An 18,055-nucleotide genomic window follows, 5' to 3' on the forward strand; every position below is an offset into this window, starting at 1 on the left:
AAAGACTAGCGTCATAATGGACGTATCTTGCTGGACTGCAGGCAGGGATCCCATGCAAGGAAAACTACAAGAGATCGATATCCGCAGCATCCTTCAGCTCATCGAGCTGGGCCAGCGCACCGGTGAGCTTTTTGTAGAGGCCAGCCCCTCTGTCTACTGGTTTGTCTTCTTCCTGAATGGGCGGATTATCTACGCCTCTGAAACGGAAGGGAACATTGCCCGCCTCAGAGACTATCTGCACCGCTTCAAGCTGGAAGCCGCCCTGGAGGAAATTCAAATTCCCCACAAAGCCGCGGTCAACGCCCCCGAATACAACCGCCTCTGGTCTTTGCTGGAAAGCCACAAGCTCAACCCCAACCAGGGCAAGCAAATCCTGCTGGGCATGGTGCGGGAAGTCCTCTTCGACCTGCTTAGCCTCCACCACGGCTCCTTCATTTTCGAGGCTGGATCCCCCCTGGCCCCCCAGTTGACCACCTTCCCCGTCACCCCCCTGCTCACCGAGATCGTAGCCCAAGTGCAGGAGTGGAAAAAACTGCACCCCTACATCCAAGCTCCCAACCAAGCTCCCACCATTCTCAACCCCATTCCTCTGCAGCAACACTTGCCGGCCCCCGTCTTCAAGGCCCTAAGCGAATGGTCGGATGGCAAAACCAGCATTCGCCAGATGAGCCGCTACTTGGGCCGAGATACCCTCACAGTGGCCAAGGCCATCTATCCCTACGTCCGCCAAGGGGCCATTCAACTGTCCGAGCCCGTCTTGATCGCGGAGCCCAAGCCCAGCCGTCCCCTCAAACCCAGCGATAAGCCCAGCCACATCCTTTGCATCGACGACTCCATGGCCATCCAAAAAACCGTAGAGTTCATCCTGCAAAACGAGGGCTACCAGGTTACCACCATCGGCAATCCTCTCAAAGCGCTGGGACAGGTGTTTCTTCTCAACCCCGACATGATTCTCTGCGATGTGGCCATGCCCAAGTTGGATGGGTATGAGCTGTGCGCCATGTTGCGCAAATCCAGCCAGTTCCGCGAAACCCCCATGATTATGCTGACCGGCAAGGATGGTTTTACCGACCGGATTAAGGCCCGCATGGCCGGAGCGAACGAATTTTTGAGCAAACCCTTTGCGGAAAAGGAGTTGTTGACCATTGTCGAATCCTACGTGGGCCCTCCCCCCAAACGGGGCGGTGGCGAATAGGCGTTGGGGTAGCCAAAATGTTGGCACAGAAGACTATAGGCGAAGTACTGGACAGAAGAGTGGCCTCACCGAAACAATAGGGGTAGCATGGCCGGCCCGGAGCCAGGGAGCCAGGTGAGGTTACAAGAGCAAACCTCAGTCAAAGCAGCCCGACGGTTGCGCGGGAGTGCAAAAGGAGTAAGACGGCGATGAGCAAAGTGCTGGTGGTGGATGACAACCGTACCTACCTGGAGACCATTTCCAGCTTGCTTTCCGAGAACGGTTTGGAAGTCTCCACAGCAACAGACGGCGTAGAGGCAATGGAGTGCATTCGCCAGCAGAAGCCTGATGTGGTGGTGCTGGATATTGTCATGCCGCGCATGAACGGCTACGAGGTATGCCGGGAAGTGAAGGGGGATGAAAGTACCAAACACATTCGCATCGTCATGTGTTCCACCAAAGACCAGACCTTTGATATCGAGTGGGCCAGGCGCAACCAGGCGGATGCCTATGTAACCAAGCCCTTTAAGCCCCAAGAGCTCCTGGCGACCATCAAACATCAATTGCGGGAGATGAATCGGAAATGAGTCGCGTTTTGGTGGTGGAAGATAGCCAATCCCAGCGGGAGATGATCAGCAAGCTGCTGCAGGAGAACGGCTTGGAGGTGACGGTGGTGGGGGATGGCGTGGAAGCCATCGAAGCCGTGAAGCAAAACAAACCCGACCTGATCGTGCTGGACATCGTCATGCCGCGCATGAATGGGTATGAGGTGTGCCGCCTTCTGAAAGCCGATCCCCTCACCCAGAAAACCCCGATCGTCATGTGTTCCTCCAAGGGCGAAGAATTTGACCGCTACTGGGGGATCCGCCAGGGAGCGGATGCCTACATTGCCAAGCCTTTCCAGCCCCAGGAACTGGTGGGTACGATCAAGCAATTACTGAGAGGCTGAGAGCTGCCCCTTCTGCTTCCACGCCTTTCGGTAGGTCCTGAGAACGACTCTGCGTTTTAAGCAGGGAGGGGGGCGGGATCAACAGTCCACAAGACTATCCATGCGGGGGAGCATCATGCTGGGGGATCTGGATTTATTGATGGGGGATGAGACCCAAGAGTTGCGGGAGATGGAGGCTCCCGAAGGTGAGCTATTCCTAAAGTTCAAGATTGCCACCGGGGAGGAATTTGCGCTGCCAGCGGTATCGGTTGTGGAGGTGGTGAGCATTGGCCCAGAGAAAATCACCCCCATGCCCAATGTGGCCCCAGTTTTGCTGGGCACGCTGAATTTGCGGGGCGAGATCATCTGGGTTGCAGACCTGGGGCAATTTTTGGGGATCAGCCCGCCCCTGAACATCGACCGAGCCGAGATTCCTGTGGTGGCCGTGATGGATCAACAGGATTTGATCATGGGCTTGGCTGTGGATTTAATTGTAGGCATGGAGTGGCTGAAGACTGAATTGGTGCGGCCTGCCCTCACGGCTCCTGAGTCCATGGCTCCTTTTTTGCGAGGGGAATGGGTGGTGCCCGGAACGGGATCGCGCTTGCCATTGCTGGATCAGTCGGCCATCCTGCGATCCAATCGTTGGGGTTGACAGACGGCCCCCTGGGAGCTCAGCGGGAGGAAAGTGTATAGTTCCTATCAAAGATCCAAGCTAACTCCAGCCACAATGGGGAAAGTTGGACCAAATCTATCCCCTACCGATGCGTGTCGAGGCTGTTGAGGGTAAGCCCTGAGACGGCGGCAGAAAGGCCCACTCTTGCTTGACTGAATGTGGAAAAGGGGGGATAGCCTGCATCCATGGGGTTTTGAGGTGTTGGGGGCGTTCCGTTTGCATCTGTGTTGACGCGTGAACAGAGGTAGGCAAGCAGTGAAGGGAGGATCCATGGTTCCGAACGCGAACAGTCAGAGAGACTACACCGATGCGATGGCCGCCTTTTGGCAGGGAGACTACGTCCGGGCGGTGCGGTTGTTCAACCAAGTGGCCGCTGCTGAACCGCAAGATACTGCTGTCAAGCTGCTGCTGGCTTCAGCACAAAAACAAGCTGGGCAGTTGTTGGAAGCTCGCCAAACCTACAACACCATTTTACAAACAGCCAGTGATCCCGATGAGCTGGAGTCGGCCCGGAAGGGTCTAGAAGAGCTGTTGCAAATGGCACCGGAGCTGGCGGATCTTCCCGATTCCCCAGAAGCGGACGAGTTTCGCTCTCCAGATGAGTTTGCCCGTGGGTCGGATGCCTTTTCGGAAGAGGCTTTCTCTGCTCCCGATCCCTTCTTGCAGTTCGAGGAGATGGGGGAAGAGGAGGCGGATCCCTTTGCTCAAGATCCGTTTCCGCTGGAGGCGGACAGCCTTAGCGGCGATGGCGAAGTCTTCATGGGAGAAGAGAGATTTAGGGATCCCTTGGAGACCGGGCTGCAAATGCCGGGAGCTGATCCATTGGGTTCATCTTACCAGATGCCAACCCATTCTCGGCCACCGGCCACCTCGCGACGGGTAGGCTCGGAAGAGGGCGGGCCTCAAACCAATCCGGTGGTCGAAGATGACTTTGCCTTCCTCAACGAGTTCGATCGAGAGCATCTGGAAGCCCTAGAAGGCGACTCCGACTCCATTACGCAGTTGGCCGGCGATGCCGATTTTCCCGATGAGATGGGCTTCTCCCTGCCCGGTCTTGAGGAAGAGGAAGGGGGATCCCTGGAAGAAGGCCTGCCGACCGAATTGGCTGCCCCCATGAGTGAGCCGATCCCTGCCCCCGATGAAGATACTGCCAGTCCCGGCTCTGCCCTCTTCGAGCTTGACGAGCTAGACAGCCTGGATCGCGAACTTGCCGGCATGGATGGCGGTGAGCCGGTGGGTGCCTTCCGCCCAGATGAGGGGGCGATTGGGGGGATGAGCCCAATGGCGGAGACCGGCAGCGGAGCGGCCCAAGTTCTGCTGCCCACGGCCTCCCTCCCTATTCCCAGTGTAGGTGAACAAGGGGCAAGAACCTCTGCTGGGATCGCCAACCGACCGATTGGGGATCGGCAATTGGCCATAGCGCTTATCCAAGGAGCTGTGAGTTTGGCTGCCGGCTTGGCGATTGGCCTTGGGATCCCGGCCAATGGGGGAGCTCGCTTGATTGCCGGGGTGATTGGAGGCGGGCTGATCGGCACAGGAGCAGGGGTTATCCTCGGGGCCAGCAGTGCCAAACAAATTCGCTCCACCGCCCAAGAGCTGGCCGGCCACTTTGCCGCCTTGGCCCAGGGGAATTATTCAGTACGAGCCACAGCCAACACCCACGATGAGCTGGGGCGCTTGGCCGACAGCTTTAACCAGATGGCGGCTGCCCTTGAAGCCAACTTCGCCGAACTGAGCCAGCGGGCTGCCGAGCAAGGGCAAGCTAAGGAAGACCTACAGCGCCAGGTGATTCGCCTGCTGGACGACGTGGAAGGGGCTGCCCGTGGAGACCTGACGGTGCGGGCAGAGGTGACTGCCGACGTGCTGGGGGCTGTGGCCGACTCCTTTAACCTGACCATTCGCAGTCTGCGAGACATTGTCAGCCAGGTGAAGCGGGCCGCCGCCGCCGTGAACGATGCCGCCTTGCAGAACGAGGACTTTGCCCGCAGCCTCTCTGCCGACGCCTTGCGCCAGGCGGAGGAGATTTCCAACTCCCTCAACTCCATTCAGGAGATGACGGACTCCATTCAAGAGGTGGCCAGCAACGCCCGCGAAGCGGCCAACGTGACTGCCCAAGCCACAGAAGCAGCCGCTCGGGGTGGAGAAGCTGTGGATCGCACGGTAAGTGGCATCCTGGAAATTCGCGAAACCGTGGCAGAAACCACCCGCAAAGTGAAGCGATTGGCGGAATCCTCGCAGGAAATTTCCAAAATTGTGGCTTTGATCTCTCAAATTGCCTCGCGCACCAACCTGCTTGCCCTCAACGCCAGCATCGAGGCGGCACGAGCCGGGGAATCGGGACGGGGCTTTGCCATCGTGGCCGATGAGGTGCGACAACTGGCCGACCGAGCTGCCAAAGCCTCGAAGGAGATCGAGCAGATCGTGTTGCAGATTCAATCGGAAACCGGCAACGTGATGACGGCTATGGAAGAAGGCACCCAACTGGTGATCGAGGGGACGCGGCGGGCCGAGCAGGCCAAGAACAGCCTGGACGAGATTATCGAGGTCAGTCGCCGGATCGACGAGTTGGTGCGGGCGATCTCTCAGGCCACCGTGCAACAAACGGAAACCTCTCGCTCTGTGGCGCAGGTGATGCAATCGGTGGAGTTGACCGCCAACGAGACCTCTAAGGAGGCGCAGAAGGTGGCAGCTTCGCTCCAACAGTTGGTGAGCATCGCCCGCGAGTTGCAAACTTCTGTCGGTCGCTTCCGGGTTGGGGATGAATGAGCAAATCTGCTGTTTTGAGGGCATTCTAGGGACAAGGATCCCCATGCAGGAGACGTTATCGATCCTTAGCAAATGCCACCGGGATCCCCCTGTTCCGACTTTTGGCCGGACTCTTCGCTCAGGCGAGCCTCACCCTGTCCGGTCTGTTATCACTGAATGAAGACTTGTGGGCTGTAGGAAGGGCCTCCTGCCATGAATGAAGAAGCACAGAAGCGGATCCTCAGTTATTTCATCGAAGAAGCCCGCGACCACTTGGCAACAATCGAACAAGTGCTCCTCAGCCTGCGGGACAGTATGAGCGATCCCGAGCTGATCAACGAGCTGTTCCGAGCTGCTCACTCCATCAAGGGGGGAGCTGCCATGCTGGGTCTCACCAGTATCCAACGGACGGCCCACCGCATGGAAGATTTTTTTAATGTCTTTCGCTCTCGCCCAGGCGGAGTGCCCGTCGATCAGCACCTGGAAACCCTGCTGCTGCGGGCTTTTGATGGGCTTTCGATGTTGTTGGAGGAGCTGCAGAGCCCCCGCGGCCTCACCCAAGAAGTCAGCAACACCACCCTGGCGGAACTGGAGCCGGTTTTTCAAGAGACCGAAAGGCACATTCAAAATCTTCTTGGCGAGGGCACTGTTCCCAGCCTTGCTCCAACTCCCGTCTCGTCGCCGGCGGTTCGCACCCTACAGCAGGACATGGCGGAGGTGGTGCCGCAGCAGTTGCGCCAGATGCTGGAGCTGTTTAAACAACGGGATCAGCCAGATGTCCGAGAGCGCTTGGCAGCGGCGAATGCCGTTCTCAAGGAGATCGGACAAGTTCATCATCTGGCGGGCTGGCAACAGTTGACGGAAACTTTCGAGCAAGCTCTGGGCAACCCCGATGCCGACCTGCGTGCTCTGGCTTTGGTCGCCCTGCGGGATTTGAAGCAGGGACAGCAGCTCATCCTAGCCGGCAAGGCCGAACAGGTTGCCCCTTCTTCAGAATTGCAACAATTGGCTCGCCCTGCTGCCCCCCCTGCCCCACCGGATCCTCTTGAGGTGGTGGTGCATCAGCAGATCCCGGCCCTGTTGCGCCAGATGCTGGAGCTGTTCAAACGTCCTGACGACCCGGCCACTCGACCGGCTCTGCAAGCGTTGGCGCAATCTTTGCAGGATTTGGGGCAATCTTCGGCTCTGGAACTGGGAGGCTGGACAGACTTGACCCGCTTGGTGGGCGAGATTTTGGCGGATCCCGGCCAGGATTTGCGGCAGTTGGCCCTGCCGGTGCTGCGAGATCTGAAGCAAGCCCACCAGGCTCTGGCCAATGGAGCGGCAAACACCATTCAGCCCTCGGCTGAGCTGCTGGCTTTCCGCCCTGTTCCGGCAGCCCCTGAAGAGCCAGAAGTCTGCGAGCCCTTCGAGCTTGGTCTGGCTTGGGAGTCTGAGGCAGAGCCGCTGTTCCCCCAACCCGAGGAGGGTGCCTCGGAGGATTGGGCTGTGGCTGCTGGGATCCCTGCGGAGGAAGGCGCTACCCCCGATCTGAGCTGGGAAGCGGTAACCCTCGCCGAGACATCCTTTCAAGAGGATGAGCCCGGAGCTGCCCTGTCGCCGGAGCAGGAGAGCGCAGAGGCAAGCGGAGATCTGGCGGCGGAACAGCCCTCATCCCTTTGGGAAGTGGGCACTGCTGAGGACTCCGTCCCGCTGGCGGGAACAGATTCAGAGCACCGATCTGCTCCCGCGGAAGAGGGGGATCTGGATCTGAGTTGGCCAGGGATCCGAGCCGAAGCGGCTTGGGAGGAAGACTGGAGGACAGCTGCCGTGCCGGCAGAAAGCCCAGAAGAGGACGGGCAGGGAGCTGACTTGGCCTCTGTTGCGGACGACTTCGGTCGCGTTAGCGGAGCGGAGCTCTATGCCACTCCCTTGGATCTGGAGGAAGAAGCCACCTCAGCCTTTGACGAGCTGTTTGCCAACGCAGAAGCGCTATCCGATATTGAAGAATTCCCAACGGAGCTGATCCCCTCCTCTCCTGAGCCCCTCTTGCAGACCTTTGAGGATCTGAGCCCAAGGTTGGATGAGGAGAGAGCTGAGGCCGATCTGGCGGAGCTGTTTGCCGAAGTGGTGGGTGAAGGGGCAGAGGGGTTTGTCTCTGCTGAGCCTGCCTGGGATGCTGAACAGGAGCCGACTGCCCAGAGCGTTGCTGCGGAAATGGGCGAGGGATCCGGCTTTGTCCCAGACGCAGCTGCAAGTGCTGGGGTAGAGGCGCTATTCGAGATTGAGGAACTTCCCGTAGAGAGTGCTTTCCGGCAGGAAGGGTCTCAGCTTCCGGACTTGGAGGCCGTTCCCGCTAGTGAGCTGGAGGCCGATCCTTGGGCGGCTGAACCGTCCCCACCCCTTCAGGAAGCCCTTGAGGACAGGGAAATCGCAGCAGATCTCTGGGCTGAATTTTCCGCGGATATCCAGCTAGAGGATTTTTCCATCCCAGCAGATTATCTGGCAGAGTCGGGATCCGACGAGGTGGGATCCTCAGAGTTCGCTGACTCTGCTGCCTTCGATACTGCCGAAGACAGCCTGGAGAGCTTTTTTTCCACCCCTGCGGCAGAAGCCGATCCGGCTTGGTCGATGCCGGAAGCAAATGAACCTTCCGTATTTTTGGATCCCTCTTTTGGCCCATCCCTGGACATCGCTGAGGCTGATGCTGCCGAAGCTGAGCAACTGGGGGATCTCTTTATCGGCGAACCCTTCCCCACGTCGCCCGACATGGCCAATGAGCCGAGGGAATCGCCAATTCCAGACTTCGGAGCCGAGCTGAGCCTAGGGGATCTCTTTGCCGGTGAGACCCTCGAGGAGGCGTCCGATGGGGACTCCATCCCCCTGACCCAATCAGCAGCTGGGGACACAGCAGAAGCCCAGGAGTGGGCGCTTCTGGAGGACCTGTTCCCGGTCCAGGAGGAGTCTTTCGCAGACCTGCAACCCACGGCTGAGGAGGCAGTCGCCCCTTCCCCCGAGCTCTCCTTCGACCGTCTCGATGCCCTATTCACCCAGGAATCCGACGCAGAAGGACTGAGCCTGGGGGCCAGGGGATCCCTCTCGGCCATGGATAGCGACAGCCAGGTGGATCTGGATGAGTTGAGCCAGTTCTTTGCAGAAGGGGAAGCGCCCCAAGAAGAACCCCCCTTGGATCTTGCCACCTTCCTGGAGGACACAGAAGCTTTGCAAGCGAGCAGCCTGGCGGAAGTGCCCGTGTCTGAGCCAGAGCCGCCGGTTGCCGCACTGGAGGAAGAAAATGCCCTCCAGCCTGCGGAGGACGATCTGGAAAGCCAGTTGGCCAGCCTGTTTGCAGAGGATGAATCCTTAGCCGTTCCTGTTGGCGAGGCCGAGACCCCAGAGGAAGAGGCGCTGGAAGCTGCTCCGGCTCCCCGTTTGGACGATTTGGCCGCCCTCTTCGACGCTGCCGAGCCGGCGGTAACCCCTGAGCTAGAAAAGGCTATCGCCCCCCTTGTGGGATCCCCTGCAGCCGCGAGCGGCGAGGCTGCTGACGACTTTGCAGCCCAGCTGGAATCGCTCCTGGGCGATCTCGAGGTTCCTGCCCAAGCACCTGCTGCGGCGCCAGCACCTTCGCCGCCAATTGCCGCTGCTGCTCCAGCAACCCCCACCCCAGCAGCAGCTGCCCCGGCGGCAACTGGGCCGACTTCACGGCGAACTGCTGCCCTCAGCAACCCTGTGATGCGGGTGGAGGTGCGCCACCTCGACTCCATCAACAACCTGGTGGGAGAGTTGGTAGTCATCCGCAACAGCATGGAGCAAAACCAAACCCGTCTGCGCCAGTTTCTGGATGGCCTGTTGGGCCGTGTGCAACAGCTAGGGGATCTGGGCCAGCGCATGCGGGATCAGTATGACCGCTCCTTGCTGGAATCGGCTTTGTTCTCCAGCCGCAGCGGCTCAGCCTATGGCGGCACGGTAACGGTGGGCTTCGGTCGAAATGGCGAGGGATCCACCCGAGGCAGGCGCGGCCATTCCTCCGGCCAAGAGTTCGACAAGCTGGAGATGGACCAGTTTACGGCCTTCCACGCTCTGGCCCAGGAGATCATTGAGCTCATCGTGCGGGTGCGCGAGTCCTCCTCCGACATCGAGTTTGCCGTGGATGAGGCAGAGCAGATCACCCGCCAATTCCGGCAGGTGACCACCCAACTGCAAGAGGGCCTGAACCGGGCGCGCATGGTGCCCTTCTCGCAAGTTGCCGACCGCTTGCCCCGCGCCATTCGGGATCTCTCCATCAAAACGGGCAAGCAGGCCAGCCTGGTGGTGGAAGGCCGTGACACGCTCATCGACAAGGCCATCCTGGAGGAGCTCTATGACCCCATGACCCACCTGGTGAACAACGCCCTGGTACACGGGATCGAGACCCCTGAGGAGCGGCGGCGGGCGGGCAAGCCCCCTGAGGGCAAGATCACCGTCAAGGCCTTCTATCAGGGCAACCAAACCATCATCATCGTCTCGGACGATGGCGCCGGGATCCCGGTGGAGAAGGTCAAGGCCAAAGCTCAAAGGCTGGGGCTGCTGTCGGAGCAAGCCGACGAAGACGAAGTGTTCAACGTTCTCTTCCACCCTGGCTTCAGCGTTCGCGAGGCCAGCGAGGTGGACGATCTGGCCGGGCGGGGGGTTGGCTTGGATGTGGTGCGCCGCAACATCACCGATCTGCGCGGCAGCATTCAAGTGGATTCTGCGCGGGGCAAAGGAACCACCTTCACCATCCGTCTCCCCCTCACCCTGAGCATCTCCAAGGCCATGGTGTGTGTCAGCGACAAAGCCCTGATCGCCTTCCCCCTGGATGGCGTGGAGGAGATGCTGGATGTTCCTGCCGACGAAGTTCAGCCGGATGAGCAGGGGCGGCCCTCGATTCTCTGGCGGGATCAGCGTCTTCACTTCCAGCCCCTCTCAAATCTGCTGGCCTACAGCCGCAGCCACAGCCGCAGCCGTTCCGAGGTGTACAGCATCACCCAGGATGAGGGCATTATTCCCATTGTCATCCTGCAAAGTGCCGGCCAGTATGTTGCCCTGCAGGTGGACAGCTTCGTGGAAGAGCAGGAAATCGTGATCAAGCAACTGCGCGGGCCTGTGCCCAAGCCACTGGGCATTTCTGGGGCAACGGTGTTGGGGAACGGGCGGGTCCTGCCGATTGCCGACATCATCGAGCTGGTGGACATAGCCCACGGTCGCCGTCGGGATCTCAACCGCTTCTGGCTGGATCACCGGGATGAGGAGCCGACCCCGGAAGAGGTGCGTCAGACCACGGTGCTGATCGTGGACGACTCGATTACCGTTCGGGAGCTGCTCTCAATGTCTTTCCAGAAGGTGGGCTACCGGGTGGAACAGGCGCGGGATGGCCAGGATGCCTGGGAAAAGCTGCGCGGCGGCCTGCCCTGCGACCTTATCTTCTGCGACATCGAGATGCCGCGCATGGACGGCCTAGAGCTGCTCACCCGCCTGCGAGAAGACAGCAACTTCAAGCATCTTCCGGTTGCCATGCTCACCTCGCGGGGGGCAGAACGGCACCGGCAAACAGCACGGGAACTGGGAGCAACTGCCTACTTCACCAAGCCCTATCTGGAAGAAGAGCTGCTCAGCGCTGCTGCCCGCATGCTGCGAGGAGAACAGTTGTTGGCGCCTAACCCAACTTCCCAATCACAACAGTAGTGCAGTTCTGGACGGGGTGCTGTAGGCATAGCACTCTTGTATCAGCGGGTGCCGAACAGGCGATCCCCTGCATCTCCTAGGCCGGGGAGGATGTAGCCGTGCTCGTCTAGGCCATCGTCTACAGCAGCGGTATAGATTGGCACATCTGGGTTCTGTTCGTGGAAATACCGGATCCCTTCTGGGGCGGCCACCAGGCAGATGAAGCGGATCGACTGGGGTCGGGTTTGGCGTAGGCGCGCTACAGCCGCTGCTGCCGAATGGCCGGTGGCCAACATTGGATCCACCACCAGCACCTCACGATCTTCGATATCGGTGGGCACCTTGAAGTAGTACTCGATGGGGATCAGGGTATGGGGATCCCGATATAGGCCGATATGCCCCACCCGTGCTGATGGGATCAGCTCCAGCATGCCGTCAAGGAGCCCTTGGCCGGCCCGCAGGATGGAGACAAGCACCAACTTTTTCTCTGCCGCCAACATCGGCGCCAACATTGGGGCCATCGGGGTTTGAATGGGCTGTAGCTTGAGGGGCAGATCGCGGGTCACCTCGTAGGCCATCAAGAGGCTGATCTCCCGCATCAGCGCTCGGAAGTCGGCGGTTGTAGTTTCAACACGGCGCATGAGGCTGAGCTTGTGCTGCACCAGAGGGTGATCGATGGTAATCACCTGGGCCACCATGCTGTGCTCCTGAGATAATCGGGATCCCGTGATGGATGCCAGAATAGCAGAAGCGCTTGTCCCCCCGGTGGGCCGAAGGCTCTATCTGCTTGCTGTTGTCAAGGGGAGTAATCCGTGCAGATCCGCTTTGCTGTGGTGAGCGATCCCCACGTCACCCTCCCTTCCACCCTTTGGGATCACCCCAGCCGATTTCACCTGGTAGAGGTGAGCATCCCGGCTCTGGAACAGGTTTTGCAGCATCTGGTGCAGTTGCCTCTGGATTTTCTGCTGTTGCCGGGGGATCTGACCCAGCATGGGGAGCCGGAAAACCATGCATGGCTGGCAGAGCGGCTGGCTCGACTGCCCTTTCCGGCTTTTGTGGTGCCCGGCAACCACGATGTGCCCCAGCCCGAGGCCAGCGGGCGCTCTATTGGTTTGGCGGATTTTCCCCGCTACTACCGAGCTTTTGGCTACGAGGATGGGCAGTCTTTGGATTACAGCCGGGTTCTGCGGCCAGGGATCCGTTTGATCGGCCTCAATTCCAACCATTTTGATGCTCAGGGTCAATTGGTGGGGTGTCTAACCCCAGAACAACTGACCTGGCTGGAGAAAGAATTGGCGGCAGCCGAGGAAGAGCTGGTGCTGCTGATGGTGCACCATAATGTGGTCGAGCATCTGCGCGGCCAGTCTCTCCATCCCTGGGGGCGTCGCTACATGCTGGAGAATGCCTCTCAGTTGCGGCGGCTGCTGCAAGCTTATGGGGTGCAACTGGTGTTCACCGGACATCTGCACATCCAGCACATCGCCCGACGAGGGGGGGTTTACGACATTACCACCGGCTCTTTGGTCAGCTTTCCCCACCCCTACCGCCTTGTCGAGATCCGGTCGGATCGAGAGACCGGAATCCAAGTCCATATCCAGAGCTACCGGGTGGGATCCCTGCCCGATTGGCCCGATTTGCAAGCGTTCTCCCGGGAGTGGATGGCCCAGCGCAGCGAACCAGCGGTGGTTAAGTTTTTAACCTCCGCACCGCTGAATTTGCCTTTGGAACAGGCACAAGCCTTGGCCCCACAATTGCGCTACTTTTGGGCAGCGGTGGCTGCCGGGGATCCAGACCTCACTTTCCCCGACTTTCCCCAGCCAGCAGGCCGATTTCTGGAGCGTTTCAGCCGTTGTTTTCGCTGCCCGCCTGATAACCAGGCCCAGTTTCGTTTGATTTCGATTTTCTCTTTTCCAGTTTCTAAGGATCCCCCCGAAGGGGGAACGCCACCCCTGGCAAACCCAAGCAGGGCAAGGAATGCAAGATCCATTTGCCAGGGATCGCAAAAAAGTCCAAAGGGAGAGGAGGCGGTTTTAGAGCCTAAAAGCTTCTTGTGCACAAGGCGTTGAGGGCTGATAGCAGTCGTGGTTTTTATTACCATCTATTTCAACTGCTCGCACTAGCGGGCCGGAGGCCTTAGCAGGAAGCAACCGGTCCTTTGTTTCACCTTGACGGTGAGATAAATGACTATGCGTTGCGGAACGGATTCTACAAAAGAATGGGCATTTCTTGAGATGCAGGGAACCGTTTTAGTGTTCTTCTGGAAACATCGGGATCCCTGAGCCTTGGCTAGGCTATCTGTTGGCAGGTGGCGAGCTCCTGCTAGGGTTGCTCGATATGGGAGCGGGGCTCCAGGTGGATGAGGATCCGCGCTGGCCCGTAGCGCCCTTGCAGGAGGTGTTCGACTTCCTCAGTGAGGCGGTGGGCGGACTCGATATCCTGTGGCTCCACCACCAGGTGCATCTCGATAAAGACTATCTCCCCGGGGATCCCGCGGGAAGTGATGTCATGGCAGTCGAGCACGCCTGGCACGCTCAGGATCAGATCCCGCAGGGCCTCAGAGGGGATCGCCACCCGGTCGGTGAGGTAGGGAAGATTCTCCTGCAGCACTTCCCAGCCGCTTCGGAGCGCCAGCAGCGCCACCGGCAAAGCCAGGGCTTGATCCAGCCAAGGGATCCCCCAGTAATGCACGCCGGCCAACCCCAGCAACACCGTCAGCGTTACCCCAACGTCGCTGAGGGTATGGCGAGCATCGGCCAACAGCAGCGAGCTGGACAGAGCTTTGCCCCAGCGGTGCTCGTAGAGGGTAACAAAGACGTTAATGCCCAACACCCCCACCATCACCCCCAAGGTTAGCTCGTCAATCTGCAGGTGGGGCTGGGGCTCCCAAAACCGCTCCACGGCTGTGCGCAAGATTTCCAGGCTGGCCATCCCCAAAAAGGCAGCGATCCCCAGCGCTCCAATGGCTTCAAACTTGCGATGGCCGTAGGGATGGTCGTCATCGGGCTCTGGCGAAGAAAAGCGCACGGCCACCAAGCCCAAAATGTTGCTGGCGCTGTCGGTGGAGCTGTGCAGGGCATCGGCAATTAGGCTTAGGGATCCCGTCGTCAGCCCCAGGATTAACTTGATCAGAAACACCAGGACATTTAGCCCTAGCGTGACGTACAGCACCCTCTGCACTTGGCGCTGACGGCGGCTGGCTATGGCAGCAGAATCCAGAAAGCTCACTGCAGCTCGGGCGGGGATCCACAGATATCCTGCTTTATTCTGTCACCGACCTCAATAGGGGTAAGGGAGGGTACCCTAAAAGCAAGCTGCTAAGGCTTAGTCAAGTGGCCGCCGATTGGGGAGCGAACTCTGAGTATGCACGTTGCTGTGGTAGGCGCTGGCTATGTGGGCCTGGTAACAGGGGCTTGCCTGGCTCACCTAGGAAATAGCGTTATCTGTGTGGACAACAACCCCGCCAAGATTGAAGGGCTGCAGCGGGGTCGCCTGCCCATCTACGAGCCCGGCCTGGAAGAGCTGGTGCGGGAGGGAACTGCGGCGGGTCGGCTGCACTTTAGCACCGATCTGGGCTCTGGGATCCAGGCCAGCGAGGTGGTGTTTATTGCCGTGGGCACCCCGGCCCTGCCCAGCGGGGATCCCGATCTGCGCTACGTGGAAGCAGTGGCGCGGGAAATTGGCCAGCATCTGGACGAGCACTATCGGGTCATTGTCAACAAATCCACTGTGCCCATTGGCTCTGGGGACTGGGTGCGCATGCTCATTTTGGACGGGGCCGCCGAAGCCGCCAAGCAGCGGCTGAGCAGCCGAGAAGTGGGGAGAGATCCAGAGGCCAGATCCCTGACCTTGGAGCTCTCGCCTTGGACGCCGCAGTTTGACGTGGTGAGCAACCCCGAGTTCCTACGGGAGGGCAGTGCCATCCAAGATACCTTCTACCCGGATCGCATTGTGATTGGCTCCAACAGCCCCCGCGCCATTGAAATCATGCGGCAGCTGTATGAACCCATCCTCAACCGCCAGCAGGGCCTGCAAGGGGATCCCGTGCCTTTGCTGGTGACCGACCTGGCTTCTGCCGAAATGATCAAGTATGCCGCCAACGCCTTCCTGGCCACCAAGATTAGCTTCATCAACGAAATGGCCAACATCTGCGAGCGCACCGGCGCCGACATCACCCAGGTGGCGGAAGGGATCGGCCTAGATAGGCGCATTGGCCGCGCCTTTCTCAACGCTGGCATAGGGTGGGGCGGAAGCTGCTTCCCCAAAGATCTGGCGGCTCTTATCCAAACCGCTGCTGACTATGGCTATGAGGCCAAGCTGTTGCAGGCCACGGTGGAGGTTAACCGAGAACAGCGGCAGCGCCTGGTGGAAAAGCTGCAGCAGGCCCTCAAGGTGCTCAAAGGTAAAACCGTTGGTCTTTTGGGCCTCACGTTTAAACCCCACACCGACGACCTGCGGGATGCCCCTTCCCTGACTTTGATCGAACAACTCCACCGTCTGGGGGCCAAGGTCAAGGCATATGATCCGATTGTATCCGCCTCGGGGATGCGGGAGGGGCTAGCCCATGTGGTGGTGGAAACGGATGTGTTCCGGCTGGCCCAGGACTGCGATGCCCTGGTGTTGGTGACGGAGTGGCCGGAGTTTTTGTCGCTGGATTACCGACGGATTGCAGAGCTGATGCGGCGGCCCTTGCTCATCGATGGCCGTAACTGTCTGGATCGGGAGGCGGTGCGGCAGGCGGGCATAACCCTCATTGGAGTGGGCTGGTAGGTGCTGGGGAAATCAGGGGAAATCATGAAGATCCTGGTTACGGGTGGCCTGGGATTTATCGGATCCCACTTGGTAACCCGCCTTCTGCAAGAAGGCCACTGGGTCATTTGTCTGGATAACGGCTACACGGGCCGGCAGCTGAATGTCCAAGCTCATCTAGACAACTCAGCCTTTCAGTTCATTTGGCACGACGTTGCCGAGCCCCTGCCGCCCGCTTTGGCAGAGGCTGGGATCCAGCAGATCTACCACCTGGCCTGCCCCGCTTCTCCCCCCCACTACCAAGCGGATCCCATCCGCACCATCCGCACCAGCCTCTGGGGCACCTACCACCTGCTGCAACTGGCCCAGAAAACGGGAGCGAGGTTCCTGCTGGCCTCGACTTCAGAAGTGTACGGGGATCCCCAAGTGCATCCCCAACCGGAAGACTACTGGGGCCACGTCAACCCCATCGGCCCGCGGGCCTGCTACGACGAATCCAAGCGCTTGGCGGAAACCCTCACCTTCGACTGGCAGCGGCAATACCAGACGGAGATCCGGGTGGCCCGCATCTTCAACACCTACGGCCCCGCCATGCGGGAGGACGATGGCCGCGTGGTGAGCAACTTTATCGTCCAGGCCCTGCGCGGGGATCCCCTGACGGTCTATGGGGATGGATCCCAGACCCGCAGCTTTTGCTACATCTCCGACCTGGTGGAAGGCTTGATCCGGCTGATGAACAGCCCCTACCCCGGACCCTTTAACTTGGGCAACCCAGAGGAGTTCACCATCCTGGAGCTGGCCCGGCAGATCCTTGCGCTCACCGGCAGCCCTTCTCCCATCGTTTACCGGCCTCTGCCGACGGACGATCCCAAACAACGGCAGCCGGATATTGGCAAAGCCCGCGCCCTCTTGGGTTGGGAGCCTCGGATCCCGCTGCAAGTTGGGCTGCAACAGACCATCCCTTACTTTCGTCGGCGGCTGGGGCTGGAATAACCTTCGGGTGCTCGCGAAATCCCAACCTACTTGAGAACCCTTTCCGCCTCAGCTCGGTTGACCTGGGTGAATGGCTGCCAGCGGCTCCAGTTGGCGGGCTTGCTGTTGTAGCCGACTCACCAACTGCCGACATACCATTTCACACAGCTCAAAGCACATGGGATCCGCAATTTGGTAATAAACACTCACCCCCTTGGGCTGACGGCTGACGATCCCTGCCTGGGTCAGGATCTTGAGGTGCTTGGAAACATTGGCCTGGCCCATACCCGTAGCTTCCAAGATTTGGGTGACGTTCTTGGGCCCCGAGCGCAACTGACACAGGAAAAGTCCAAGTTCACGTCGGGCTTTCGATACCAGACAGGAGGGCACTATGCTATTTCGCCAACTGTTCGACGCAGAAACAAGCACCTACACCTATTTAATCGCGGATCCGGCAACTCGCGAGGCCGCCCTGGTGGATCCAGTGCTGGAGCAGGTGGAGCGGGATTTGAAGCTGATTCGGGAATTGGGTCTAACCTTGAAGTACTGCCTGGAAACCCACGTTCACGCGGATCACATCACGGGAACCGGGAAGCTGCGGGAACTGACCGGTTGCCAAGGGGTGGTGCCAGTACAGGCCAAGGCTCAATGTGCAGATCGTTTCATCGGTCATGGGGAAACGCTGCAAGTGGGATCCGTCGTCATTGAAGCCATCGCTACCCTGGGCCACACCGACAGCCACATGACCTACCGCGTGAATGGGGATCGCGTCCTTACCGGAGATGCCCTGCTGATCCGCGGCTGTGGGCGCACGGATTTCCAAAGCGGGGATCCCGGCCTGATGTACGACCATGTTACCCAGCACTTGTTTACGCTGCCCGATGAGACGCTGGTCTATCCTGGCCACGACTATCGCGGGCACACCGTCTCCACCATTGGCGAGGAGAAGCGCTGGAACCCGCGCTTTGTGGATCCGGAAACGGGCAACCTGCGTTCCCGTGAGAGCTTCATTGCCCTGATGAACAGCCTCAACCTGCCCCAGCCGAAGAAGATCCAGGAAGCGGTGCCGGCCAACGAGCAGTGCGGCCAAGTGGCAGCAGCGGTTTAATTCCTTCTGGGCAGCGAGGTGCAGGGCAAGCCCCCGCCGGCT

13 protein-coding genes are annotated in these 18,055 nt (G+C 59.7%); 10 read left to right on the plus strand and 3 right to left on the minus strand.

Annotation, left to right across the window (positions count from 1 at the left end; translation table 11 throughout):
* Nucleotides 1–52: 52 nt before the first annotated feature.
* The 6 genes from NW805_RS02125 to NW805_RS02150 all read left to right on the plus strand — a co-directional run bounded on the left by NW805_RS02125 (nucleotide 53) and on the right by NW805_RS02150 (nucleotide 11,208).
* Complete coding sequence (locus NW805_RS02125) at nucleotides 53–1,195, plus strand: response regulator (protein ID WP_414421500.1); 1,143 nt, start codon at nucleotides 53–55, stop codon at nucleotides 1,193–1,195.
* Between the two features lie 188 nt (nucleotides 1,196–1,383).
* Complete coding sequence (locus NW805_RS02130) at nucleotides 1,384–1,761, plus strand: response regulator (RefSeq protein WP_414328794.1); 378 nt, start codon at nucleotides 1,384–1,386, stop codon at nucleotides 1,759–1,761.
* Nucleotides 1,758–2,123 (plus strand): response regulator transcription factor, encoded by a 366-nt coding sequence (locus tag NW805_RS02135; RefSeq protein WP_414421501.1) that lies wholly within the window; start codon nucleotides 1,758–1,760, stop codon nucleotides 2,121–2,123. Before NW805_RS02130 ends, NW805_RS02135 begins: the two co-directional genes overlap by 4 nt.
* A gap of 115 nt (nucleotides 2,124–2,238) precedes the next feature.
* Entirely contained in the window at nucleotides 2,239–2,757 is a 519-nt protein-coding gene (locus tag NW805_RS02140; protein ID WP_414421695.1) for a CheW domain-containing protein, read from the plus strand.
* A 291-nt stretch (nucleotides 2,758–3,048) separates the two neighbouring features.
* Nucleotides 3,049–5,544: a methyl-accepting chemotaxis protein gene (locus NW805_RS02145; protein WP_414421502.1), complete on the plus strand. Its 2,496-nt coding sequence runs from the start codon at nucleotides 3,049–3,051 to the stop codon at nucleotides 5,542–5,544.
* Between the two features lie 192 nt (nucleotides 5,545–5,736).
* Complete coding sequence (locus NW805_RS02150; protein ID WP_414421503.1) at nucleotides 5,737–11,208, plus strand: response regulator; 5,472 nt, start codon at nucleotides 5,737–5,739, stop codon at nucleotides 11,206–11,208.
* A 41-nt stretch (nucleotides 11,209–11,249) separates the two neighbouring features.
* Here NW805_RS02150 and upp read toward each other — a convergent pair whose 3' ends face one another.
* Nucleotides 11,250–11,885, minus strand: a complete 636-nt coding sequence (gene upp / locus NW805_RS02155) for a uracil phosphoribosyltransferase (protein WP_414329961.1) — start codon at nucleotides 11,883–11,885, stop codon at nucleotides 11,250–11,252.
* Between the two features lie 114 nt (nucleotides 11,886–11,999).
* Here upp and NW805_RS02160 point away from each other — a divergent pair, with 114 nt between their 5' ends.
* Complete coding sequence (locus tag NW805_RS02160; RefSeq protein ID WP_414421504.1) at nucleotides 12,000–13,253, plus strand: metallophosphoesterase family protein; 1,254 nt, start codon at nucleotides 12,000–12,002, stop codon at nucleotides 13,251–13,253.
* Between the two features lie 253 nt (nucleotides 13,254–13,506).
* Here NW805_RS02160 and NW805_RS02165 read toward each other — a convergent pair whose 3' ends face one another.
* Nucleotides 13,507–14,412, minus strand: coding sequence for a cation diffusion facilitator family transporter (locus NW805_RS02165; protein ID WP_414421505.1), 906 nt, complete (start codon nucleotides 14,410–14,412; stop codon nucleotides 13,507–13,509).
* A gap of 135 nt (nucleotides 14,413–14,547) precedes the next feature.
* Between NW805_RS02165 and NW805_RS02170 the strand changes: the two genes are divergently transcribed.
* Together NW805_RS02170 and NW805_RS02175 are read left to right on the plus strand one after the other, a co-directional pair.
* On the plus strand, nucleotides 14,548–15,954 hold the full coding sequence (locus NW805_RS02170; RefSeq protein WP_414421506.1) for a UDP-glucose dehydrogenase family protein: 1,407 nt from the start codon (nucleotides 14,548–14,550) through the stop codon (nucleotides 15,952–15,954).
* Between the two features lie 24 nt (nucleotides 15,955–15,978).
* Complete coding sequence (locus NW805_RS02175; RefSeq protein WP_414421507.1) at nucleotides 15,979–16,926, plus strand: UDP-glucuronic acid decarboxylase family protein; 948 nt, start codon at nucleotides 15,979–15,981, stop codon at nucleotides 16,924–16,926.
* 48 nt (nucleotides 16,927–16,974) lie between these two features.
* Here NW805_RS02175 and NW805_RS02180 read toward each other — a convergent pair whose 3' ends face one another.
* Nucleotides 16,975–17,334: an ArsR/SmtB family transcription factor gene (locus NW805_RS02180; protein ID WP_414421508.1), complete on the minus strand. Its 360-nt coding sequence runs from the start codon at nucleotides 17,332–17,334 to the stop codon at nucleotides 16,975–16,977.
* Here NW805_RS02180 and NW805_RS02185 point away from each other — a divergent pair.
* Nucleotides 17,297–18,013, plus strand: a complete 717-nt coding sequence (locus NW805_RS02185; protein ID WP_011433521.1) for an MBL fold metallo-hydrolase — start codon at nucleotides 17,297–17,299, stop codon at nucleotides 18,011–18,013. The genes NW805_RS02180 and NW805_RS02185 overlap by 38 nt on opposite strands.
* The last annotated feature ends 42 nt before the right edge of the window (nucleotides 18,014–18,055 follow it).

Origin of the sequence: Synechococcus sp. W60.1 (assembly GCF_047461575.1) — a bacterium.
Taxonomy (GTDB): Bacteria; Cyanobacteriota; Cyanobacteriia; order Thermostichales; family Thermostichaceae; genus Thermostichus.

Coding starts and splice junctions, on each gene's coding strand:
- NW805_RS02135 (WP_414421501.1), top strand. CDS start 1,758: ATGAGTCGCGTTTTGGTGGTGGAAGATAGCCAATCCCAGCGGGAGATG.
- NW805_RS02185 (WP_011433521.1), top strand. CDS start 17,297: ATGCTATTTCGCCAACTGTTCGACGCAGAAACAAGCACCTACACCTAT.
- NW805_RS02150 (WP_414421503.1), top strand. CDS start 5,737: ATGAATGAAGAAGCACAGAAGCGGATCCTCAGTTATTTCATCGAAGAA.
- NW805_RS02145 (WP_414421502.1), top strand. CDS start 3,049: ATGGTTCCGAACGCGAACAGTCAGAGAGACTACACCGATGCGATGGCC.
- NW805_RS02175 (WP_414421507.1), top strand. CDS start 15,979: ATGAAGATCCTGGTTACGGGTGGCCTGGGATTTATCGGATCCCACTTG.
- NW805_RS02130 (WP_414328794.1), top strand. CDS start 1,384: ATGAGCAAAGTGCTGGTGGTGGATGACAACCGTACCTACCTGGAGACC.
- upp (WP_414329961.1), bottom strand. CDS start 11,885: ATGGTGGCCCAGGTGATTACCATCGATCACCCTCTGGTGCAGCACAAG.
- NW805_RS02125 (WP_414421500.1), top strand. CDS start 53: ATGCAAGGAAAACTACAAGAGATCGATATCCGCAGCATCCTTCAGCTC.
- NW805_RS02140 (WP_414421695.1), top strand. CDS start 2,239: ATGCTGGGGGATCTGGATTTATTGATGGGGGATGAGACCCAAGAGTTG.
- NW805_RS02170 (WP_414421506.1), top strand. CDS start 14,548: ATGCACGTTGCTGTGGTAGGCGCTGGCTATGTGGGCCTGGTAACAGGG.